The 17,956-nt window shown below is 46.4% G+C and carries 18 protein-coding genes and 1 tRNA gene; 7 read left to right on the plus strand and 12 right to left on the minus strand.

The features are described from left to right. Window positions 1–78 precede the first annotated feature (78 nt). The 4 genes from MKY52_RS02370 to MKY52_RS02385 form a co-directional block, all read right to left on the minus strand. On the minus strand, window positions 79–1,239 hold the full coding sequence (locus MKY52_RS02370; RefSeq protein WP_341049632.1) for a BMP family ABC transporter substrate-binding protein: 1,161 nt from the start codon (window positions 1,237–1,239) through the stop codon (window positions 79–81). Between the two features lie 254 nt (window positions 1,240–1,493). Then, window positions 1,494–2,066 (minus strand): NTP transferase domain-containing protein, encoded by a 573-nt coding sequence (locus MKY52_RS02375; RefSeq protein ID WP_341049634.1) that lies wholly within the window; start codon window positions 2,064–2,066, stop codon window positions 1,494–1,496. Next, the gene (locus tag MKY52_RS02380) at window positions 2,008–3,132 is read right to left on the minus strand and encodes an XdhC family protein (RefSeq protein ID WP_341049636.1); all 1,125 of its coding nucleotides are present in this window, start codon (window positions 3,130–3,132) and stop codon (window positions 2,008–2,010) included. Before MKY52_RS02380 ends, MKY52_RS02375 begins: the two co-directional genes overlap by 59 nt. Window positions 3,133–3,170: 38 nt before the next feature. Then, the gene (locus MKY52_RS02385) at window positions 3,171–4,745 is read right to left on the minus strand and encodes a PucR family transcriptional regulator (protein ID WP_341049638.1); all 1,575 of its coding nucleotides are present in this window, start codon (window positions 4,743–4,745) and stop codon (window positions 3,171–3,173) included. A 239-nt stretch (window positions 4,746–4,984) separates the two neighbouring features. On the opposite strand from MKY52_RS02385, the gene MKY52_RS02390 reads away from it, so the two are divergent. Then, entirely contained in the window at window positions 4,985–5,368 is a 384-nt protein-coding gene (locus MKY52_RS02390; RefSeq protein ID WP_042185766.1) for a RidA family protein, read from the plus strand. A gap of 390 nt (window positions 5,369–5,758) precedes the next feature. Here MKY52_RS02390 and MKY52_RS02395 read toward each other — a convergent pair whose 3' ends face one another. Together MKY52_RS02395 and ggt are read right to left on the minus strand one after the other, a co-directional pair. After that, entirely contained in the window at window positions 5,759–7,111 is a 1,353-nt protein-coding gene (locus MKY52_RS02395) for an amidase family protein (RefSeq protein ID WP_341053323.1), read from the minus strand. Window positions 7,112–7,310: 199 nt separating this feature from the next. Further along, the gene (gene ggt, locus MKY52_RS02400) at window positions 7,311–8,888 is read right to left on the minus strand and encodes a gamma-glutamyltransferase (RefSeq protein ID WP_341049640.1); all 1,578 of its coding nucleotides are present in this window, start codon (window positions 8,886–8,888) and stop codon (window positions 7,311–7,313) included. Between the two features lie 207 nt (window positions 8,889–9,095). Between ggt and MKY52_RS02405 the strand changes: the two genes are divergently transcribed. Continuing rightward, a complete protein-coding gene (locus MKY52_RS02405; RefSeq protein WP_445670975.1) occupies window positions 9,096–9,674 on the plus strand; it encodes a chromate transporter in 579 nt (192 codons plus the stop codon). Next, the gene (locus tag MKY52_RS02410) at window positions 9,674–10,213 is read left to right on the plus strand and encodes a chromate transporter (protein WP_341049642.1); all 540 of its coding nucleotides are present in this window, start codon (window positions 9,674–9,676) and stop codon (window positions 10,211–10,213) included. The genes MKY52_RS02405 and MKY52_RS02410 overlap by 1 nt, the downstream gene beginning before the upstream one ends. Window positions 10,214–10,218: 5 nt before the next feature. On the opposite strand, the gene MKY52_RS02415 is transcribed toward MKY52_RS02410, so the two are convergent. Next, window positions 10,219–10,596, minus strand: a complete 378-nt coding sequence (locus MKY52_RS02415) for a PH domain-containing protein (RefSeq protein ID WP_076298221.1) — start codon at window positions 10,594–10,596, stop codon at window positions 10,219–10,221. Window positions 10,597–10,776: 180 nt separating this feature from the next. Here MKY52_RS02415 and MKY52_RS02420 point away from each other — a divergent pair, with 180 nt between their 5' ends. The 3 genes from MKY52_RS02420 to MKY52_RS02430 all read left to right on the plus strand — a co-directional run bounded on the left by MKY52_RS02420 (window position 10,777) and on the right by MKY52_RS02430 (window position 13,529). Next, window positions 10,777–10,944, plus strand: a complete 168-nt coding sequence (locus MKY52_RS02420) for a hypothetical protein (protein ID WP_156114741.1) — start codon at window positions 10,777–10,779, stop codon at window positions 10,942–10,944. A 120-nt stretch (window positions 10,945–11,064) separates the two neighbouring features. Further along, complete coding sequence (locus MKY52_RS02425; RefSeq protein ID WP_341049644.1) at window positions 11,065–13,035, plus strand: ABC-F family ATP-binding cassette domain-containing protein; 1,971 nt, start codon at window positions 11,065–11,067, stop codon at window positions 13,033–13,035. Between the two features lie 26 nt (window positions 13,036–13,061). Beyond that, window positions 13,062–13,529: an ASCH domain-containing protein gene (locus MKY52_RS02430; protein WP_341049645.1), complete on the plus strand. Its 468-nt coding sequence runs from the start codon at window positions 13,062–13,064 to the stop codon at window positions 13,527–13,529. A gap of 101 nt (window positions 13,530–13,630) precedes the next feature. Here MKY52_RS02430 and MKY52_RS02435 read toward each other — a convergent pair whose 3' ends face one another. The 4 genes from MKY52_RS02435 to MKY52_RS02450 all read right to left on the minus strand — a co-directional run bounded on the left by MKY52_RS02435 (window position 13,631) and on the right by MKY52_RS02450 (window position 15,992). Next, a complete protein-coding gene (locus tag MKY52_RS02435; protein ID WP_156113065.1) occupies window positions 13,631–13,783 on the minus strand; it encodes a hypothetical protein in 153 nt (50 codons plus the stop codon). A gap of 168 nt (window positions 13,784–13,951) precedes the next feature. Beyond that, window positions 13,952–14,569: an NUDIX hydrolase gene (locus MKY52_RS02440; RefSeq protein ID WP_341049647.1), complete on the minus strand. Its 618-nt coding sequence runs from the start codon at window positions 14,567–14,569 to the stop codon at window positions 13,952–13,954. 31 nt (window positions 14,570–14,600) lie between these two features. Then, the gene (locus MKY52_RS02445) at window positions 14,601–15,554 is read right to left on the minus strand and encodes a TRM11 family SAM-dependent methyltransferase (protein WP_445670976.1); all 954 of its coding nucleotides are present in this window, start codon (window positions 15,552–15,554) and stop codon (window positions 14,601–14,603) included. Window positions 15,555–15,596: 42 nt separating this feature from the next. Beyond that, window positions 15,597–15,992, minus strand: a complete 396-nt coding sequence (locus MKY52_RS02450) for a winged helix-turn-helix transcriptional regulator (RefSeq protein WP_341049649.1) — start codon at window positions 15,990–15,992, stop codon at window positions 15,597–15,599. 289 nt (window positions 15,993–16,281) lie between these two features. On the opposite strand from MKY52_RS02450, the gene MKY52_RS02455 reads away from it, so the two are divergent. Then, window positions 16,282–17,637, plus strand: a complete 1,356-nt coding sequence (locus MKY52_RS02455; protein WP_341049650.1) for a dipeptidase — start codon at window positions 16,282–16,284, stop codon at window positions 17,635–17,637. 141 nt (window positions 17,638–17,778) lie between these two features. On the opposite strand, the gene MKY52_RS02460 is transcribed toward MKY52_RS02455, so the two are convergent. Beyond that, window positions 17,779–17,852 (minus strand) — tRNA-Gly (locus tag MKY52_RS02460). Window positions 17,853–17,956 lie beyond the last annotated feature (104 nt).

Raw genomic sequence — 17,956 nt, forward strand, 5'->3', positions numbered from 1 at the left:
TACGGGTGGGGAAGTTTCCACTTAACGGAACCCACCCCACCCATAGATTGTGCACATTTTATTCCCTATTTTTAAACATTATTGCGGGATAGTTCCTTCCACACCCTTTACGAGCCAGTTCATGCCCAGTACTTCCTCCAAGGTCAGCTTCTGGCCCTCCTGAAACTTCACATTCCCTTGATTATCTGAGATCGGACCTGTGAAAACCTCAAGCTCACCACTGATAATTTTGGCTTTGGCGTCTTCGACAAGCTTTTTCACATCATCTGGGATCTTGTTCCCGAAAGGAGCCAGCTCCACCATACCATCAGCCATATCACCAGAATATTGCTCGCTCTTCCAGGTTCCATCCATAACTGCCTGCACAGCTTTTACGTAATACGGCCCCCAATTCCATACCGGGTTCGTCAAATAATTGTCCGGAGCGTATTTGCTCATATCCGAGTCATTTCCCCCGGCAAAAGCCCCTCGTTCAGCAGCAGCCTGCAGTGTTGCAGGTGAATCCTGATAGGCCAAAAGCACATCCGCACCCTTATCCAGCAAGCTGATTGCCGCTTGACGTTCGGTCGTCGGGTCATACCATGTATTCGTCCATACGACGTTCACCTTTACATCAGGATTGACACTTTGTGCTCCAAGGGTATAAGCATTCAAGTTATAAATCACTTCACTGATAGGAAAAGCGCCGACATAACCCAGCTGATTGTTTTTAGTCATTTTCCCTGCCGCAATGCCGCTCAGATAGCTGGCCTGATAGTTCTTCCCGAAGTAGGTCCCCATGTTCTCTGCGGTTTTGTAACCCGAAGCATGCAGGAACTTCACGTTGGGAAATTTGCCCGCTACATTTAATGTAAAATCCATATATCCGAAGCTCGTTGTAAACACGATGTCGTGTGATTGCGCAAGCTCTGTGATGATTCGTTCGGCGTCAGCACTTTCAGGGACATTTTCTACAAAGTCAGCTTTAATCCCAAGCTCCTTCTCCATATACAGCCGTCCTTGATCATGTTGGTACGTGTAGCCGCCATCCCCTGGAGGTCCGATATAAACAAAAGCAACCGTCGGTTTCTTTGCAGCCGGTTCTGTTGTTGCAGTTGCCTCTGTTGCCGCTGTAGTTGTCGCTGGTGCCTCCGTTGCATTTGTAGAAGTATTATTATTGCTGCCACACCCCACCAAAGCCACCGTCATTAGAACCATTAATGCAAGACAAGATGTTATGAACTGACCCCTTTTTTTCATAATTCTCCTCCTCCAAATCATCTCTCATCATGGCTGCAACCATTAATGTACTTCTACTATACTTAGAGGTGGCCTTGGCGTAAATTTATATAACATACGTTTGTATATGAATATAAGAATCAGAACTTTTTTTGTGTGTAATGCACTAATTGCTTTTTGAAAGGTGAGTTTCGTGTCATATTATATGACCAGAAGTGAAAAAGGAACACTATTTCAGATTACTTTTTAGACTACTTTTCAGACTACTCTTTACTTCACTTTCCATTTCTCAGAATCCATTGCTCCTGAATCTCACCAAAATCCTCTTCTGTATCTGCATCCATGAAATAATGGGCAGACTCAGATTCCAGAACAATCCCCTTATAATCAGGTGAACGCAATATCCCCGCCGCTCCTCGATCTCCATCTAATCCCTGTAGTGCTGGAAACAATGTCTTCGAGAACAAAGCAGGGGGCATAGCCGACCCATTGCTGACGCTAGCGACATAGTCCATCTCCGGAGATTGTTCAAACGTTTGTATTAGACGGTTCACTAATGCTGAAGTAATAAATGGCTGATCTGCAAGCGCCACAACTACTGCATCGGGCTGTAAAGGTAATACCGCATTAAGGCCGCAGCGTAGTGAAAAAGACAATCCTAGATGTGCGGTTAAGCAAGTTTCGGTACGTCTGGATCCTTGCGGTTCAATCGCGGGTGGCAGCCATTCCAAGTTGTCATCCGCACGCACTACCACGATTAGCGGTTCTAGATTGCAACGATCCAATTCACTAAGCGCGACGCTCCCGAGCGAGACCTCCTGCGACAATTTCAGTGAAACCTTGGACACGCCCATCCGCCTGCTCTGCCCCGCTGCCAAATATATTCCTGCTACCTTCAATACTATCCACTCCTTTGGGCAGCTCTCGTGAGCCTCCCCTTCTAATTTGAATAATTTCCGCTATAATACTGACCGCAATCTCCTCCGGACCTTCTCCTCCAATCGGCAACCCTACAGGTGCATGCAAAGATGCAGGAGCCTCAAGCCCTTCCAGTAAAAGAGCTATCCGCGCCTTCGAACCGATAATCCCTATATATAGAGGAGCAAGCGGAATCACACTCTCCAGGAACTGTCTATCCCGCCCAAGCTGATGACTACAAATCAATACATAATCCCGCTGAGCTACGCCCAAGCGTTGAACAACCTCTGTAGGAGAACAAATGATTCGTTCCGCGCGAGGGAACTCATTTTGCAGAATCCCTTCACGCCAATCGGCTACCACAACCCGAAAGCCAACTCTGTCAGCAAGTTCCGCAATTGGAACCACATCACGTCCCCCGCCAAAAATCACAAGCCGGGGTTTAGGCACGAAAGACGTATGGAATGCTGTCAATTCTGCTGGAGCGGCCATAAAGCGACCTACCGCTAGGCTTTCTTTTGCCGAGCGGGATAATTTCGGTTGTTGCTTGTTCTGTGGCAGTACAATGTCTGTATCCGGCTCCAGCTTATAGGCAAAACCTTTCTCCACTGCTTCGCGGAACAGAATTAGCTTCTCTCCCCTAGCCAATCTGTCACTGGCCTGCACTAAAAGTTTGTAGAGCTGACCCTGCACGGGTTCAAGCACCACTTTGATTTTGCCTCCACAGCCGACAGTCTCACCCCAGGAAAGATCATCCGAAGACAACATATTGTATTCCACAATCTCGGGCAGCCCTCGTTCCCAGATCTCAGAAGTTCGCAGCTGCAGATCGTTTTCCAGACAACCTGGACTCAGGCTCCCAATCGTACCTTCTTCAAAAAACAACATCACCGCTCCGGGTTTACGATACGAGTGTCCCTCCACTTCTATCAGCGTTGCCAGCACCGCAGGCGCCTGATGGGTTTGAATATGCATTGCGATCTCATGTGTATTCACGAGGCTCCCTCCTCCGTGTTTGCATTTCAACCCAGACCTTAGTCCCGCCCAAGCATTCTCCGAAACATGAACACTAACTTCAGCCTCATTAGATCATTTATTTTTTTAAAATCGACATCCAAGAGCTCACTAAGCTTCTCGATCCGGTAGGTAGCCGTGTTCCGATGAATAAACAACTTTTTGGCTGTCTCATTGACATGCCCATCGTTCTCTAGATAAACCTCCAGCGTCCGCAGCATTTCTCGCACATACTCCGGCTCACGACTAAGCAGTCCTCTAAGCGTTCCATTGCAATATTTCTCCATGACCTCTGTCCGGATTTGCCCAAGAAGCAAGGAAAGCTCAAGCTGCCGATAATGCACAACATTCCCATGCACTCCCTCAAACTGAAGCATCTCCATACATTCCTTTACCTCCGCAAAAGCCTCCTTCAGTCCATCTGGCTTCAATTTACAACTACTTATCGCAGCTCGTGGATAATACCCCTTATCAAACTTCAGGTTGTCAAAACAAGCCTGGATTACATCCCGAAATTGCTCAGGACTCTGAAGAGCTGCCGGATAGATGGACAATAATCCTTGGTCTACAATCACATGAATGGCCTTTAAATCCCGCAGTACGGGGTGTTCAGTGTATTCTTCTTTTAATCTAAGCAGCTCACTTTGGCGCTCTTCAACAGTCGCAACAATATCAGTTAATACTAGTTGAAATGGCGACTGAAGCAGTTCAATTTCCAATTCGAGCGTAGCCTGTGCTAAATCAGCGTAAGATAAGTTACCATTTAGACAACGTCTCAACAATCCACTGAACTCCCTATGTTCTGCCTGTTCAAAATAATCCTCGTATCCTGAGTGAATATGATATGAAATAAGTTCAGCCCCCTGAACGAACAAGCTCTCTTCCACCGGGAGCAATAAAGGGTCGATGGAACAATACAATAAATATCCCGAGCACTTTTCTCCTTGTATTAGTGGTGTGCGATAACCTGCACGATCCTCTACACGAAAACGTTGATTACGCTTCTGCCAGGGCCATCCCTCCAGCAACTGTGAGGTCTGGTATTCAGAATTGTTATAGATTACATCCCCGCGTGCGCTAACCACTACAAGTGAATGGCCAATCACATCAGACACCGAGTCAAACAATGGACGGCTGCGGACAGATCGCAGGGCAAATTGCATCAGCTTTTTCTGCTTCTCCATTATGCTCTGCAAAACATGAGTGCTCCGGCTAAGCTCGGCTCGAAACAGGCCATTCATCTGATCCGAAAAAGTGAACTGGAACGGCAACTGGATTAAGGGGAAGTTAAGGCTCTCCGCTTCTGCGACCAGTTGCTCTGGTACTTCATCCCAAAACCGCCCCAGCTTAATGCCTAAGGCCGAAGATCCCCGGCGATTTAAAGTCTGCAGCAAGGCAGAGGCTTCCTCCATATTGTCCTTTATCAAATAGGCTGTCGTTAGCAGCATCTCGCCTTCTTTGATCCAATCCGAGATATCGGGGGCATCCATCACATTAATTGACTTCACAATTCGATGTTTCCCTTTAGACCCAGCGATAAGCTTCGCCTCGGACAAAGGATAAATGGACAACGCTTCTTCAACCGTAAGATGCATGCCACCCCTCCTTATTAGGATCAATAGAACCATTTCTGATTTATAATGTTATTTTATGTAACATTATAATTAAAATGAACCTCCTTGGATAGAGTAAAATTAAAATTTAATGGTTATTATGTTAGTTAATATAACATAAAATGAACATAACTGATGAATCATTAATCTTTAGTTCACATCACTTGTGTGAGTAGTATAATTAGATCGGACAATATTAGGATGGATTTGGAGGGGATCTTTTGAGTAAAAAGCAAGTGTTTACAGGTTCACCCTGGGAGTCGGTGGTTGGATATTCTCGTGCCATCCGAATCGGCAATCGTATCGAAGTCGCAGGAACAACAGCCATGCAAGACGGGGAAATAGTCGGTGTAGGAGATCCATACGCGCAGACGAAATTCATTCTACATACCATCGAAAAAGCGCTAAACCAGCTAGATGCTGATTTGTCGCATGTAATTAGAACAAGAATGTTCGTGACAGACATCTCACGCTGGGAAGAAGTCGGCAAAGCACACGGCGAATTTTTCAAAGATATTCAGCCTGTAGCAACCATGGTAGAGGTAAAAGCGCTTATTGATCCACTATTGTTAGTAGAAATAGAAGTCGAAGCATTCGTAGAATAGAGCTCGGATGGGGCACGGGGCATGGCACCTTCTTCACAGAAGGTGCTTTGTTTGCGTGTTCAGATGAAACGCGAGCGTGTCGTGGCTGACCTTTGTGGTGTGGGGCATTTATCCCCTTCTTTTCGGATATCGCCGGAATTAGTGGATTCCGGGGCATTTTTGCCCTTCTTCCCCGCAATATGAGCCAATTTCGCGCATTCTAAGGGATTTATACCGTTCTTCTTCTTCACGTGGAGGTGTTTACTGAAACACTGGTCTTAAGCCAACTTTTGAGCGCTGAATTTATTTTTTACTCTAACACACCATTATTGAACCTACTTCATCACATTGAGATCATTTTTTTAAAACCAATTTCACCTATCATCTCAAAACCCATCAAGTCCCGTCATCTCAAGACCGCCGCCAAACCTCCTTAACCCATGAGAGTAACCGAAGATCCTGACCATGTCCGGCGATAACCGACAATCCCAGCGGCAGTCCATTTGCAGAGAGCATAGGTAACGTTACTTGAGGCAGGCCTGCCAGTCCAGCTATACAGCTCAACATCATCGCCCCACTACGATTCTCCTCCAATTGACGTAAATCCCCACCACGCAGCGGTGCAGGACCAGGTACTGTCGGAATCACAAGACAATTATCTTCTCCCAGCAGCTGGCTCAACTGGGTAGAAATCTCCGCTCGTTTATTCAGAGCGATACTGTTGTCCTTGCCAGCTAAGTTAGCAGCCCAAGAAAACCGAGCTGCAATATCAGGCCCAAAAACTGGTTTCACCTTCTCAATCCAGGCGCTATGGGTTGTCCAGATCTCATTGCCTTGTAGCTCTCGAAAGACATCCATCCAGACTTTTAAACCTTCTCGAGCTATTTCAGTTTTGAGGAAATGATCAGCACCAGTCCGCAAGCGATTCAATCCGTCCACTAGAACACTCCCATCCTTTGGATCGACCAAATCCCAACAGTCCGTAGCGACAAATACAGCCCCCATTTTCTTTTGTGAATCATCCTCTTTATCCTTTCTCGAATTATATTCCACATGATTTCCTTTGCTCTTTGGTATCTGATCCTCTATGTTTTTTTGTATATTATTCTCCAATTCTTCCTCTTCATTTCCCCCCCCACCGTTATCTAGATTCAATTCTAAATTTCCATCTATGCTCATCGTTACTTTTTCATCCATGCGCCCAATTCCAAGTAAAACCTCCCCCACTTTCTGGAGCACATCCATACGATCAGCGATCCAGCCTACTGTATCAAATTGCGGTGATAACGGGATCACACCTTCCATATTCACAGCACCATGCGTCGGGCGAAAGCCATACACCCCGCAATAGGCGGAAGGGACTCGAATAGAACCACCTGTATCTGTTCCGAGCGCAAAATCAACACTACCTGAAGCTACCGCTACTGCCGATCCACTAGAAGAACCACCCGGGATACAACCTGCGGCACGGGGATTTATGGGCGTTCCATAATGATGGTTCTCACCACCCAGACTGTACATCAGCTCATCCGTATGAGTCGCTCCTCGAAGCGTCGCTCCCGATTGGAGCAGCTGGCGTACTACTGCCGCATGTTCTGTAGAGGGATTGTGGCTCCGCAGCCAATCCGGATTACCTGCAGAAGAGCTGTGCCCTGCGATCGCATACACATCTTTTACAGCAAAGGTCATTCCGTCCAAAATCCCATTCCCTAAACGTCCGACTGTTAGCTCAGAATCTATGAACGCGCCATACCGATTATCCAGAACCATTTCACCTTCCTCCTCCCCTCACCATTCCTTCTCTGATCATAATCAACCCGTCATCCGTCATTTCTATTTAAGAACCTTTCGCTCCGTTAAACTAGGATTTTCCCATTTGCCTTTCCGAGAATCGTCTCACGATATCTTTCCTATCAAATAACGGAAGGAGCAATTTGGGGGGATTTGGAGAGAGCATCTCACCCTACCAACCTATCGCCGCGCCATCGCAGCGCGGGTCTGTCCCCCCAATACGATATCCATTGTCATCTATTGATATCGCGTGAGCATGACCCACGCTCCCGTCATATGCTTCCACTTTCCGGACAATATGACCGGCTCCCGCCAGATCTGCCAGCACCTCATCCGCTACCCGCCCCTCTACCTTCAGCTCCTGAGTAGGTTCCCCCCACGTTCTCCCCCATACAAAACGTGGTTCACTTACAGCCGTTTGTGGATTCATCCCATAATGCAGCATCCGTGTAAGTAGCAACGTTTGAGTCTGCGGCTGACCTTCACCACCTTGCGTACCATATAGAATCGCAGGTTTGCCCTCGCGGCAGGCCATGGCTGGCATCAGTGTGTGGAAGCTGCGTTTATGCGGTTCAAGCGTATTGATATGGTTCGCATCAAGCGAGAAAAACGAACCCCGATTCTGAAGCAGAATCCCTGTATTCCCAGCCACCACACCTGAGCCAAACTCAAAATACAGACTTTGAATAAAGGAAACCGCATTCCCCTCCTCATCCACAACCGCAGCATAAGCCGTATCACTGCCTATAGGCTGACTTGTCAGCTGTGCCGCTTTTTGCATCGAGATTGTAGAGGCTAGTTGCCCCGCATAGTTCTTTTCCAGCAACTGCGCCAAAGGAATAGCACTAAAATCCGGATCTGTAAGCACTCTATCCCGATCGCGAAAGCTCAGCTTCAGCGCTTCAACAAGCAGGTGGTAATATTCATAAGAACCATGCTCGATTTCTCCGAAATTAAAATGCTCCAATATATTAAGACTCATCAGCCCCGTAAACCCTTGAGAATTTGGCGGCACTTGATACACCCTATGCCCATGATATTCCGCATGAATCGGCTCAACCCAATCCCCCTGATGATCCGCAAAATCATCCCGTGTTAGATAGCCCCCAGCTGTCAGCATATAATCACAAATATCTTCAGCAATCTTCCCCTTATAAAAAGTGTCCCGTCCACCCGCAGCCAACGTCCTCAGGGTTGTCGCCAGCTGCATCTGCTGAAATCTCGATCCAGCAGACACAACCACTCCGCCCGGCATATAAATCGCGGATGCCTCCGCCGACAACGCCGCTCCAGCAAACAGCGTATTATTTCGCTGGTCCGGCGACAGCGGAAACCCACTCTGAGCATAGCCGATGGCTGGCTCCAGCACCTCTGCCAGCGTTAAGCGGCCATACTTGCTGAGCATGGCATCCCAGCTATCCACCATCCCCGGCACGGTGATGGCACTGCGAATCCCCCGCCTCGGAATAGCTCCCTCTCCGGCATAGCAACTTCTGCGAACTCCGTAACCCGACCGTCCACTTCCGTTATACGCCCGGACACGCGCCTCTTCTGTGCTATAGGTCAACCAGAACGAATCCCCACCAAGCCCCGTCATATGCGGGTAGACTACAGCGAGCGTCGCACTAACCGCCACCGCCGCATCAAAGGCATTTCCCCCTTTTTCCAAAATGCGCGCACCCGCAGCCGAAGCTAAATAATGAGGGCTGACGACCATTGTTTTTGTGCCTATTACAGGTTTCTCCGCCATGTTCCCCATCTCCCTATTAACTTCTCGCTTAATTAATGTCATTTAACATTACATAAAAATCCCTTGTCAATCGATTACGCCAAACCTCAAAATCACCATCCTCTTTTTGTGATTCATGCACAAAGATTAGCTAATTTCTAGTCAACCTCGTAGATTCAGACATATGAATTGTATAGAATGGGCTCTAAAAACAAGGGGAGGTCTCACGTGATATCCATCCATAAAGATTATGTACAATTAGCTATCGCCATGTTCAGAACTGGGATTGTCGGCTATGGCGGAGGACCTTCCGTAATTCCATTAATCCGGCATGATGCGGTAACTCGCTACACTTGGCTGAGCGATGATGAATTCGGGGAGACATTGGCGATTGCCAACGCGCTACCGGGACCTATTGCTACTAAAATGGCGGCTTATCTTGGATATAAACTTCGAGGAGTTAGGGGGGCGATACTGTCAGTTCTGGCACATATTTTACCTAGCTGCCTGGCTATGATCATACTGTTATCGGCTGTAAATTATTTAAGTAGCTCAAAAGTAGTAGCTGGAATGATCGCGGGGGTATCTCCTGTCATTGCTGTCATGTTAGGAATAATGGCATATGAGTTTGCGCAAAAAGCCTATAAAGGACTGGGGAAATATCTCAGTGCAGCCTTTATCCTGCTGGCACTGCTTTTGTTGGAGATTCTTCACATACATCCAGCTATCGTAATCGTACTTTTTCTAGGTTACGGAGCCGTTCATTACCGGATCATCGCGAAGCAACAACAAGGAGGATCAAATTGATGGACTGGTTAGAGCTCATATACGGATTTTTCATGGCGAATTTGCTTGGATACGGCGGTGGTCCTTCCTCTATTCCATTGATGTATCAAGAAATCGTTTCCCATTACGGCTGGCTGACCGATGAACAATTCTCTAACATGCTTGCACTTGGCAATGCACTGCCTGGCCCGATTGCTACCAAAATCGCAGCTTACGTCGGCTATGATGTCTACGGCTGGTTAGGACTCATCGTAGCTTTGTTAGCAACCGTCTTGCCCTCCGCAGTAGCGCTTATTATCCTGTTAGAGGTCATGCAAAAACACAAGCAATCCCCCGTAGTGAAAGGGATGACATTGCTTGTTCAACCGGTTATTGCAGTTATGATGGCCGTGCTCACTTGGACAATAGTCAAAGGTCCTACGAACTCTATCGGAATCTGGCAAACACTGTTCATTGCCGCAATCGCATTCTGGGCCATCAAGCGGCAAAAGCTGCATCCTGCCTTTGTCATCTTAGCCGCTTTTGCCTATGGTGGTCTGGTACTCCGCTACACGGTCTAACTAATCTATTTTAAAATATATTGTGACAATACCGCCTGTACCTCATAAATATTCACGGATTTATTAAAGGTCTTCTTGAGTGGCACAGTGCTGCTGGAAATATAGATACATAGCTCCGCATCCAGATCAAAGTGCCCTGCCGTCTCCACGGAATAATGCGAGATGCTTTTGTATGGGATGGAATGATAGTCCGTCTTTTTCCCCGTCAATCCCTGTTTATCCACTAGAATCAGTCGTTTGTCTGTAAAAATAAACATATCTCTAATCAGCTTGTAGGCTCGTTCAATTTTCTCTTGAGGGGCAAGGATTTGTGCATATTCCCGTTGTACCTCCGCTAGATTTACTTGTGATGCATTACCCATCAATCCGTCAAAAATCGCCATATAACTTCCCCTTTCATCTGTTATTTTTTAGTGGCACATCTCCCCACACATAGAACCATATTATTCAACGATTCATATTCTATGCAGTGTAAAACTTCGCTCTGCCATCTTTTTACTTGCTAAATTTCCGATTATTGTTTACACTGTCATTAAATTTGTTAAGAAAGGGGTGTGGAAGGAATGGATCACAATTGGACCAACAGTGTTATGAGTCGGCTACCTAAAGCGATAGCTGGCATTGCTCATGTAAATGGCGATAACGGGAGAAGTCTGTCCATTTCCATGAATTTAATAACACTACACAATTGTGAAATGCCTTTCCTGCCATCACCCGGACGGATCAGTTAACCGGAGAATGATAAGGCCGTGGGGAAATTTCCCTACGGTCTTTTTTATGGTTTTTTACAGAATTCCAGTTTCGATTTAGGGTTCTGGCGGTGCAAAGGGCATTCTTAAAGGAGAATATATATGATTATTCAATGCCAAAATGTTCAAAAATACCACGGTGCACAGCTCGTACTAAATAGCATCACCTTCGATATCCGCCAAGGAGAAAAAATCGGTCTAATCGGCCGCAATGGCTGCGGTAAAACTACACTTTTCCACTTACTGAATGGCGAAGAGCGCCCCGATCAAGGGCAAATCTCAATTCGCAAAGGTAGTGTAGTCGGAATGCTGGCTCAAATTCAAGAGGTTAACGAAAAAGAAACCGTATATGAAGTTCTACAGCGTAGCTTTGCTGAACCTTTGAAATGGCAACAACGCCTGCGAGAGCTGGAGCTTGAAATGTCCACCTTCAATACCGGAACGGATGAAACGCTATGGAATCGGCTACTGAAAGAATATGGTAGCCTTCAGGATAAATTTGAGACCGCAGGAGGCTACGAAATTGAATCCACCATTCAGCGAGTTGCCATTGGTCTAGGAATCGGAACTGGGCAATATAACCGACTCTTCTCCTCTCTTTCTGGCGGCGAGAAAACTAAAGTCGGACTCGCAGAACTGCTGCTGCGTAGACCTGATGTACTTCTACTCGATGAGCCAACCAATCATCTAGACATGAACGCCATTGAGTGGTTAGAGCAGTACTTACAGAGCTATGACGGTACAGTGCTAGCCATTTCCCATGATCGTTACTTCCTCGACGCTGTAGTCAAAAAAGTGATTGAGATTGAGGATGGCGAGGCTTTTACCTTCCATACCAACTACAGCGGCTATCAAATAGAGAAGGAAACACGTCTACTTCAACAATTTGCTGATTATCAAGAACAACAGAAAAAAATAAAGCAAATGCAGGAGAGCATCAAACGCCTCATCGAATTTGGGAATCGGGGAACTCCCCCAAACCCTGCCTTTTACCGGCGAGCAGCTTCCATGCAAAAAGCACTGGATCGTATGGTAAAGGTTAAACGTCCTATTCTAGAGCGCAAATCGATGGATTTGCAGCTACAGCAAAATGATCGCTCAGGGAATCAAGTCGTCATACTAGAGGATATCGGTAAGGCATATGGAGAGCGAAGCCTGTTTACAGACGCAAACGAAGTTCTTCGCTACGGAGAGACTACGGCACTTATCGGTGGTAACGGGGCAGGGAAAAGTACGCTTTTAAGAATTATATTAGGTCAGGAGACGCCAGACACCGGAAGCTGCACGCTTGGTTCAAGAACCGTTGTTGGCTATCTCGCGCAAGAGGCTGTCCCTGACAATAACAAACAATCCGTACTCCGCTACTTCCGTGAAGAGGCTGGACTAGAAGAAGGTGAAGCGCGCGGGCAGCTCGCACGTTTCCTATTCTATGGTGCCGATGTATTCAAAGACATCACGAATCTATCTGGAGGGGAATGGACCCGCCTGCGTTTCGCTGTGTTGATGCATCGTAAACCAAACCTGCTAATTCTGGATGAACCAACGAACCATCTAGACATTGACTCCCGGGAAGCGCTAGAGGAAGCATTAGAAGAATTCCCAGGTACAGTGCTGGCCGTTTCACATGATCGCTATTTCATTAATCGTCTGTTCCATAAGCTCTGGTCCATTGAAAGTGGACGATTTGGAGTTTTCAACGGCAACTATGAGTATTACAAGGAGAAGCAAGCTGAACAGGCGTTAGCAGCACCAGTCTCTATTCCTGATCAGCCTAAGCCTTTCTCTTCAGATGGAACCACTGCACGCTCCGGTAAGCCTCAATCTAACCGTTCCGTGAATGTTAATGTCACCACGGCTAACTCGTCCAGTTCCCGCAAGAAGAGTATCCACTTTGATTGGGAAAAGGCTATTGCCGAAGTTGAGGATCAGCTTGGGGAAATCGATGCCAAAATGCTAGACCCACTGATCAGTAGCAATGCGGCAGAGCTCGCCGAGCTACAGAAAGAACGCGATGCAGTGCAAGAGCAACTAGATGAGCTCTATGCGGGCTGGATGGAAACTGCGGGACACTAACAATTATTAAATGAGGAGATAAGGATATGAGCAACGAAACGAAGATTAAGCTTTTTCGGGAAGAATACACCCAGCTTCATCCACAAGCAGCGGATAACTACGAGGCTTGGGCCTTTGGCGACAGTCCTCAAATGGCCGATGAACTGCTAGATCTGGTGATCCGCAGGATTAAGACAGGAACCGCTTCGAACTATGAAATTTATGCAGTTTGTGACGAGACCTTACCAGAAATCGGCCGACATAGTATCCTGCTGGACGGTCGTGGTAATCCGCAAGCAGTGATCGTTACGACAGATGTGCAAATTACACCTTTTGATGAGGTAGGCGCTGACTTTGCCTATAGCGAAGGCGAGGATGACAGAACGTTAGAGTCGTGGCGCCATGAGCATGAGAAGTTCTTCTCCAGAGAATCCTTAGCGTTCTTGAAGAAGCCTTTTGATCCAAAGATGAAGGTAGTTTGCGAGAACTTTAGACTGGTATATTCGAAATCTTGAGAAACTCAGGAAACTAAAAAGGCGGCCTCTTCAGTTACGAAGAGACCGCCTTTGATGTATACTATACAACTAATAGAGTTAGATAATTATTAAAATAAGGCTCAGCGCCAAAACCCTAGAATCCAGCCAATCACAGAGATCCATAACGGAATGCTGATTAAGATACCCCAAACCAGCCCAGTGGCAATATTGCCCTCTGCAGGACGCACCACATTTTCCTGTTTCAATGGAATGCTCAACTCTTCTTGTTCCATGCGATCCCCTCCTAAAATTCTTATCGTCACAGTAGAGGAAAAAATGTAGACCGCTCGACCTAAAAGCTTAGAATGCCAACATTGTAAGTGCTTACATAATAGTTATTACCCATCATTTACATCATTAAAAACATCACTTTACAGAAGTCATACATAATATGCAAATTCTTAGTCCAATATTACTACTTTTTCTGGATTTCGTAAATATTCAAACATCGTTCCAATCTGTTCACTTGTATTCCTCTCTACTGAGAGCTCAGGCAGTTCATCTTCAGCAAAAAAGGATACTTCACTCGTCTCCACCCCTTGCAGCGCCTCGCCGCCTACAATTCTGCACAAAATAAAAAACTTATACACGTGATACGGCTCCGGAGGATGGTTATGAAATTTCTTATCTAAAACAGCCAGCAAGCGAATTGCTTCTGTCTCAAATCCTGATTCTTCTTGAATTTCCTTAACAACGACTTCACTCGGCGACAGACCGATGTCTCCCCAGCCCCCGGGAAGCGCCCACTTTCCATCCAATTTCTCGCGGACAAGCAGGATTCTGTCATCCTGAAAAACAACACCGCGGATATCCACTTTCGGCGTAGAATAGCCACCCTCACTAGCAAAGGAGAGTCTTATTCTCTCCTTGCTTTCGAACGTATAATTAGCGAGGATATCTACACTTAGCTCCCGCAAAGCTTGATACCGTTCTATATCATAGACATCTTTAGCGTAAGTTAGTCCAGTCTGTGCGATGGCCTGTATTTCTTTAGCCCAGGCTAACCATTTCTGCTCCATTGCTGCACCCCTTTAAATAACTTGATTAGGATTACTGGCAAAGCATTAAATGACGGGAGAACAAACCTTTTTTAGCTTCACAGCGGTCTATAATCGTAAATCCAGCCTCCGTGATCATCTCATCCATCGGTTCAATCGCAACGATAACTACCCGATCTGCAATCCGGCGCGCATTCACTAGAATCGCAAACTGTTCCTCAGGTGTAATACTAGAATATAGATTATAAGGCATATCTACAATAGCTACATCGTAATGTTCTGTGATGTCAGCAATATCTCCAAGCGTAACCTCACTTGTGAATCCAAAATGAGCAATATTCGTTCTGGCACCGATCGCGATTTGAGGGTTAATGTCACGTCCTACCATATTGATTCCCATCGAGAGGGCTTCTACCATTACTGTTCCGATGCCGCAGCAAGGATCGATGGCTCGTACACCCTCTGGATTCGGAACGGCTATATTGACCGCAGCTCGGGCTACACGTGTGCTAAGCGCGATAGAGTAGCTGCGCGGCTTTTTCATTTGACGGAACCAGGTGGCCTTGTTCTTATGATATGATCCAAAGTACCAGCGACCGCCCAGCGTAACAATACCGTATACCAACTGAGGGTGGTTTACATCCGCTTCCCCTTCAATACGCAGCCCAATTTCCCGCTCGATCACTCTTCGCTCATCATATTCTATTTTGTCCGCAGGGGACAGATCATTGGTCTTCACAAAAATAACCTTAAATGTCTTACCACCAAGCTCCACCTGCTCCGTTTGATCATAAATCTCAGGCAAGCTGTCTCCCTCGTACATAACATCAATTCGTTCTTTAATGAAGGGACTACGACTTACATCCACCTCTACCTCACTCTTAAAGATTGAAGAAGGCACTTCCTCTCCAAAAAGACAACGAAGCTCCATCTTACATAGAGATAACTCATCCTCTGAACAGGTATACGTATATATAAATGTGTTCTTTCCACTTTTCTTTTGCAAAATAATCCATCCTCTATCCCAGTAAATTGTATTCCTAGCTTGTTACTCTTGCGTTTCGTGCTGGCTATCATACCCTATACGCGCTTTGGCGATTTCAACGTTGTTTCTATTGACCCACTCCACTAGGGAAGTTAAAGGATCCAGCAAGGACTCTCCTAAACTCGTCAGACCATATTCAACAGTCAAAGGTACCGTAGGCGTAGCTTTACGCCAAACTATACCATCTCGTTCTAAATGACGCAGTGTTTGGGTCAGCATCCGTTGTGATATCCCACCAGAACGCCGCTGCAGTTCTTTAAACCGCAATGCTTCTGCACCCAAATTAACAATGATGAGCACACTCCATTTGTCCCCAACCCTGTCGAGAATTTGGCGGGTGATGGAGCAATCCTCTAGCGTCGGCATTAGCCGAATGGGTTCGTCCATTGAATGTTCCAAAGTGGTTACCTCCATAGGAACTCAAGCATGTAATAGTGCCTTCTTGTCCTTAAGTTTAATCAGCTTATCATGGTTACTGTTAGTAATCAACAACCGGAAAGGAACTATTAATTACGAAAAAAAGCTCCGGTCACGAGGATCAGATAAGACGTCTTTCTAATCGCTTTTGATCCATAGTGAGTTCTCCAGTATAATGATTCCTATAGAATGCTAAACAAGACGGTCACGCATGGCGATTAAGCTCATAGCCGGTTTTGCGCAGCAAAACTTAAGGAGGTACATACACACTATGTCATATGAAACGTATTTTTCAACACACCGGGATGAACATCTCGAAGAACTAAAACAATGGCTCAAGATTCCAAGTATTTCTGCCTTGTCTGAGCATAAGGACGATGTACTAGCTGCAGCCCATTGGCTGACAGACACACTAAAGAAAGCCGGACTTGAGAACATTGAACTTCATCCGACAGCGGGACATCCCGTCATATATGCTGACTATCTTCATGCTCCGGGTAAGCCAACCATTCTTGTATACGGCCACTACGATGTGCAGCCAGTAGATCCGCTAAACCTGTGGACTACACCTCCGTTTGAACCAGAGATCCGTGACGGCAAGCTGTATGCACGTGGAGCAACGGATGACAAAGGACAAGTATTCATTCACCTCAAAGCGATTGAAGCAATCCTGAAACAAGAAGGTACTCTTCCTGTTAACATCAAGCTCTGTATCGAAGGTGAGGAAGAAATCGGCAGCGCAAATCTCCCTCCATTCCTGGAAGCTAACAAAGAGAAGCTGGCTGCGGATGCGGTGCTAGTCTCCGATACTTCCCTGCTAGAACGTGGTCGCCCTGCAATTTGCACAGGACTACGTGGCCTAGGATCACTTGAAGTGAGCGTAACTACAGCTCTTACAGACCTGCACTCCGGCTCTTACGGTGGTGGTGTTCCGAATGCACTGCACGCTCTCGTGTCCCTGCTCAGCTCCCTTCATGACGACAAAGGTCGTGTTTCTGTAGAAGGCTTCTATGATGGTGTACCTGAACTTTCTCCAATGCTTCGTGAGGAATTCGTGAAGCAAGGCGTGAATGAAGATAAGATTCGCGAAGGACTTGGACTCGATGCGTTATACGGCGAAGAAGGTTATTCTTTTGTAGAACGTATTGGTGCTCGCCCTACACTTGAACTTAACGGTGTCTATGGCGGCTTCCAAGGCGAAGGAAGCAAGACAGTTATTCCAAAAGAAGCACATGCCAAGATTACTTGCCGTCTCGTTGGCGATCAGGATCCACAGCATATTCTTGATGCCGTTGAAGCGCATCTGAAGGCTAATATTCAAACCGGAGCGAAAGTGCATGTGACGCAAATGGAGAAGGCACGTGCCTTTAACATCGATCCATCGAACCCTATTCTACAAACTGCAGCAGACGCTTACGGCAAAGTATACGGAACCCGTGCCCTCTTCACCAAAGACGGTGGCTCCATTCCGATCATGGAAAGCTTCTCCCGTGTACTTGAAGCACCAGTGGTCCTGATGGGCTTTGGCCTTGATGATGAGAACCTGCATGCACCGGATGAGCATTTCAACCTGGAGAACTTTGATAAGGGACTGCTCACCATTGTTGAGTTCTTGAAGACTGTTTAAGAGAATCAGGTAGTATAACAAAGCCAGACTCCTCTTCATTGAGGAGCCTGGCTTTTTGATATCTAAGAATAGTTCATAACAAAACCATCAACCAAAACATAAAAAAATCCTTGCATCGCAAGGATTTGAAAGTTTAAATTATGGAGCGGGTGATGGGAATCGAACCCACGCTATCAGCTTGGAAGGCTGAAGTTCTACCATTGAACTACACCCGCATTGGAAAGTGAGTACAAGAGATATTGTATCACCCCCATAAATAAAAATCAACATTTTTTTGTTCAAGCATAAACGCCTTCGGCGTCCTTATAAGGACGCCGAA

This window comes from Paenibacillus sp. FSL P4-0184 (genome assembly GCF_038004625.1).
Taxonomy (GTDB): Bacteria; Bacillota; Bacilli; order Paenibacillales; family Paenibacillaceae; genus Paenibacillus_AQ.

Excerpts from the sequence above, each read along its gene's own strand:
- MKY52_RS02370 (WP_341049632.1), bottom strand. The coding sequence starts at position 1,239 with ATGAAAAAAAGGGGTCAGTTCATAACATCTTGTCTTGCATTAATGGTT.
- MKY52_RS02385 (WP_341049638.1), bottom strand. The coding sequence starts at position 4,745 with ATGCATCTTACGGTTGAAGAAGCGTTGTCCATTTATCCTTTGTCCGAG.
- ggt (WP_341049640.1), bottom strand. The coding sequence starts at position 8,888 with ATGGCGGAGAAACCTGTAATAGGCACAAAAACAATGGTCGTCAGCCCT.
- MKY52_RS02410 (WP_341049642.1), top strand. The coding sequence starts at position 9,674 with ATGGACTGGTTAGAGCTCATATACGGATTTTTCATGGCGAATTTGCTT.
- MKY52_RS02415 (WP_076298221.1), bottom strand. The coding sequence starts at position 10,596 with ATGGCGATTTTTGACGGATTGATGGGTAATGCATCACAAGTAAATCTA.
- MKY52_RS02420 (WP_156114741.1), top strand. The coding sequence starts at position 10,777 with ATGGATCACAATTGGACCAACAGTGTTATGAGTCGGCTACCTAAAGCG.
- MKY52_RS02425 (WP_341049644.1), top strand. The coding sequence starts at position 11,065 with ATGATTATTCAATGCCAAAATGTTCAAAAATACCACGGTGCACAGCTC.
- MKY52_RS02430 (WP_341049645.1), top strand. The coding sequence starts at position 13,062 with ATGAGCAACGAAACGAAGATTAAGCTTTTTCGGGAAGAATACACCCAG.
- MKY52_RS02435 (WP_156113065.1), bottom strand. The coding sequence starts at position 13,783 with ATGGAACAAGAAGAGTTGAGCATTCCATTGAAACAGGAAAATGTGGTG.
- MKY52_RS02440 (WP_341049647.1), bottom strand. The coding sequence starts at position 14,569 with ATGGAGCAGAAATGGTTAGCCTGGGCTAAAGAAATACAGGCCATCGCA.
- MKY52_RS02455 (WP_341049650.1), top strand. The coding sequence starts at position 16,282 with ATGTCATATGAAACGTATTTTTCAACACACCGGGATGAACATCTCGAA.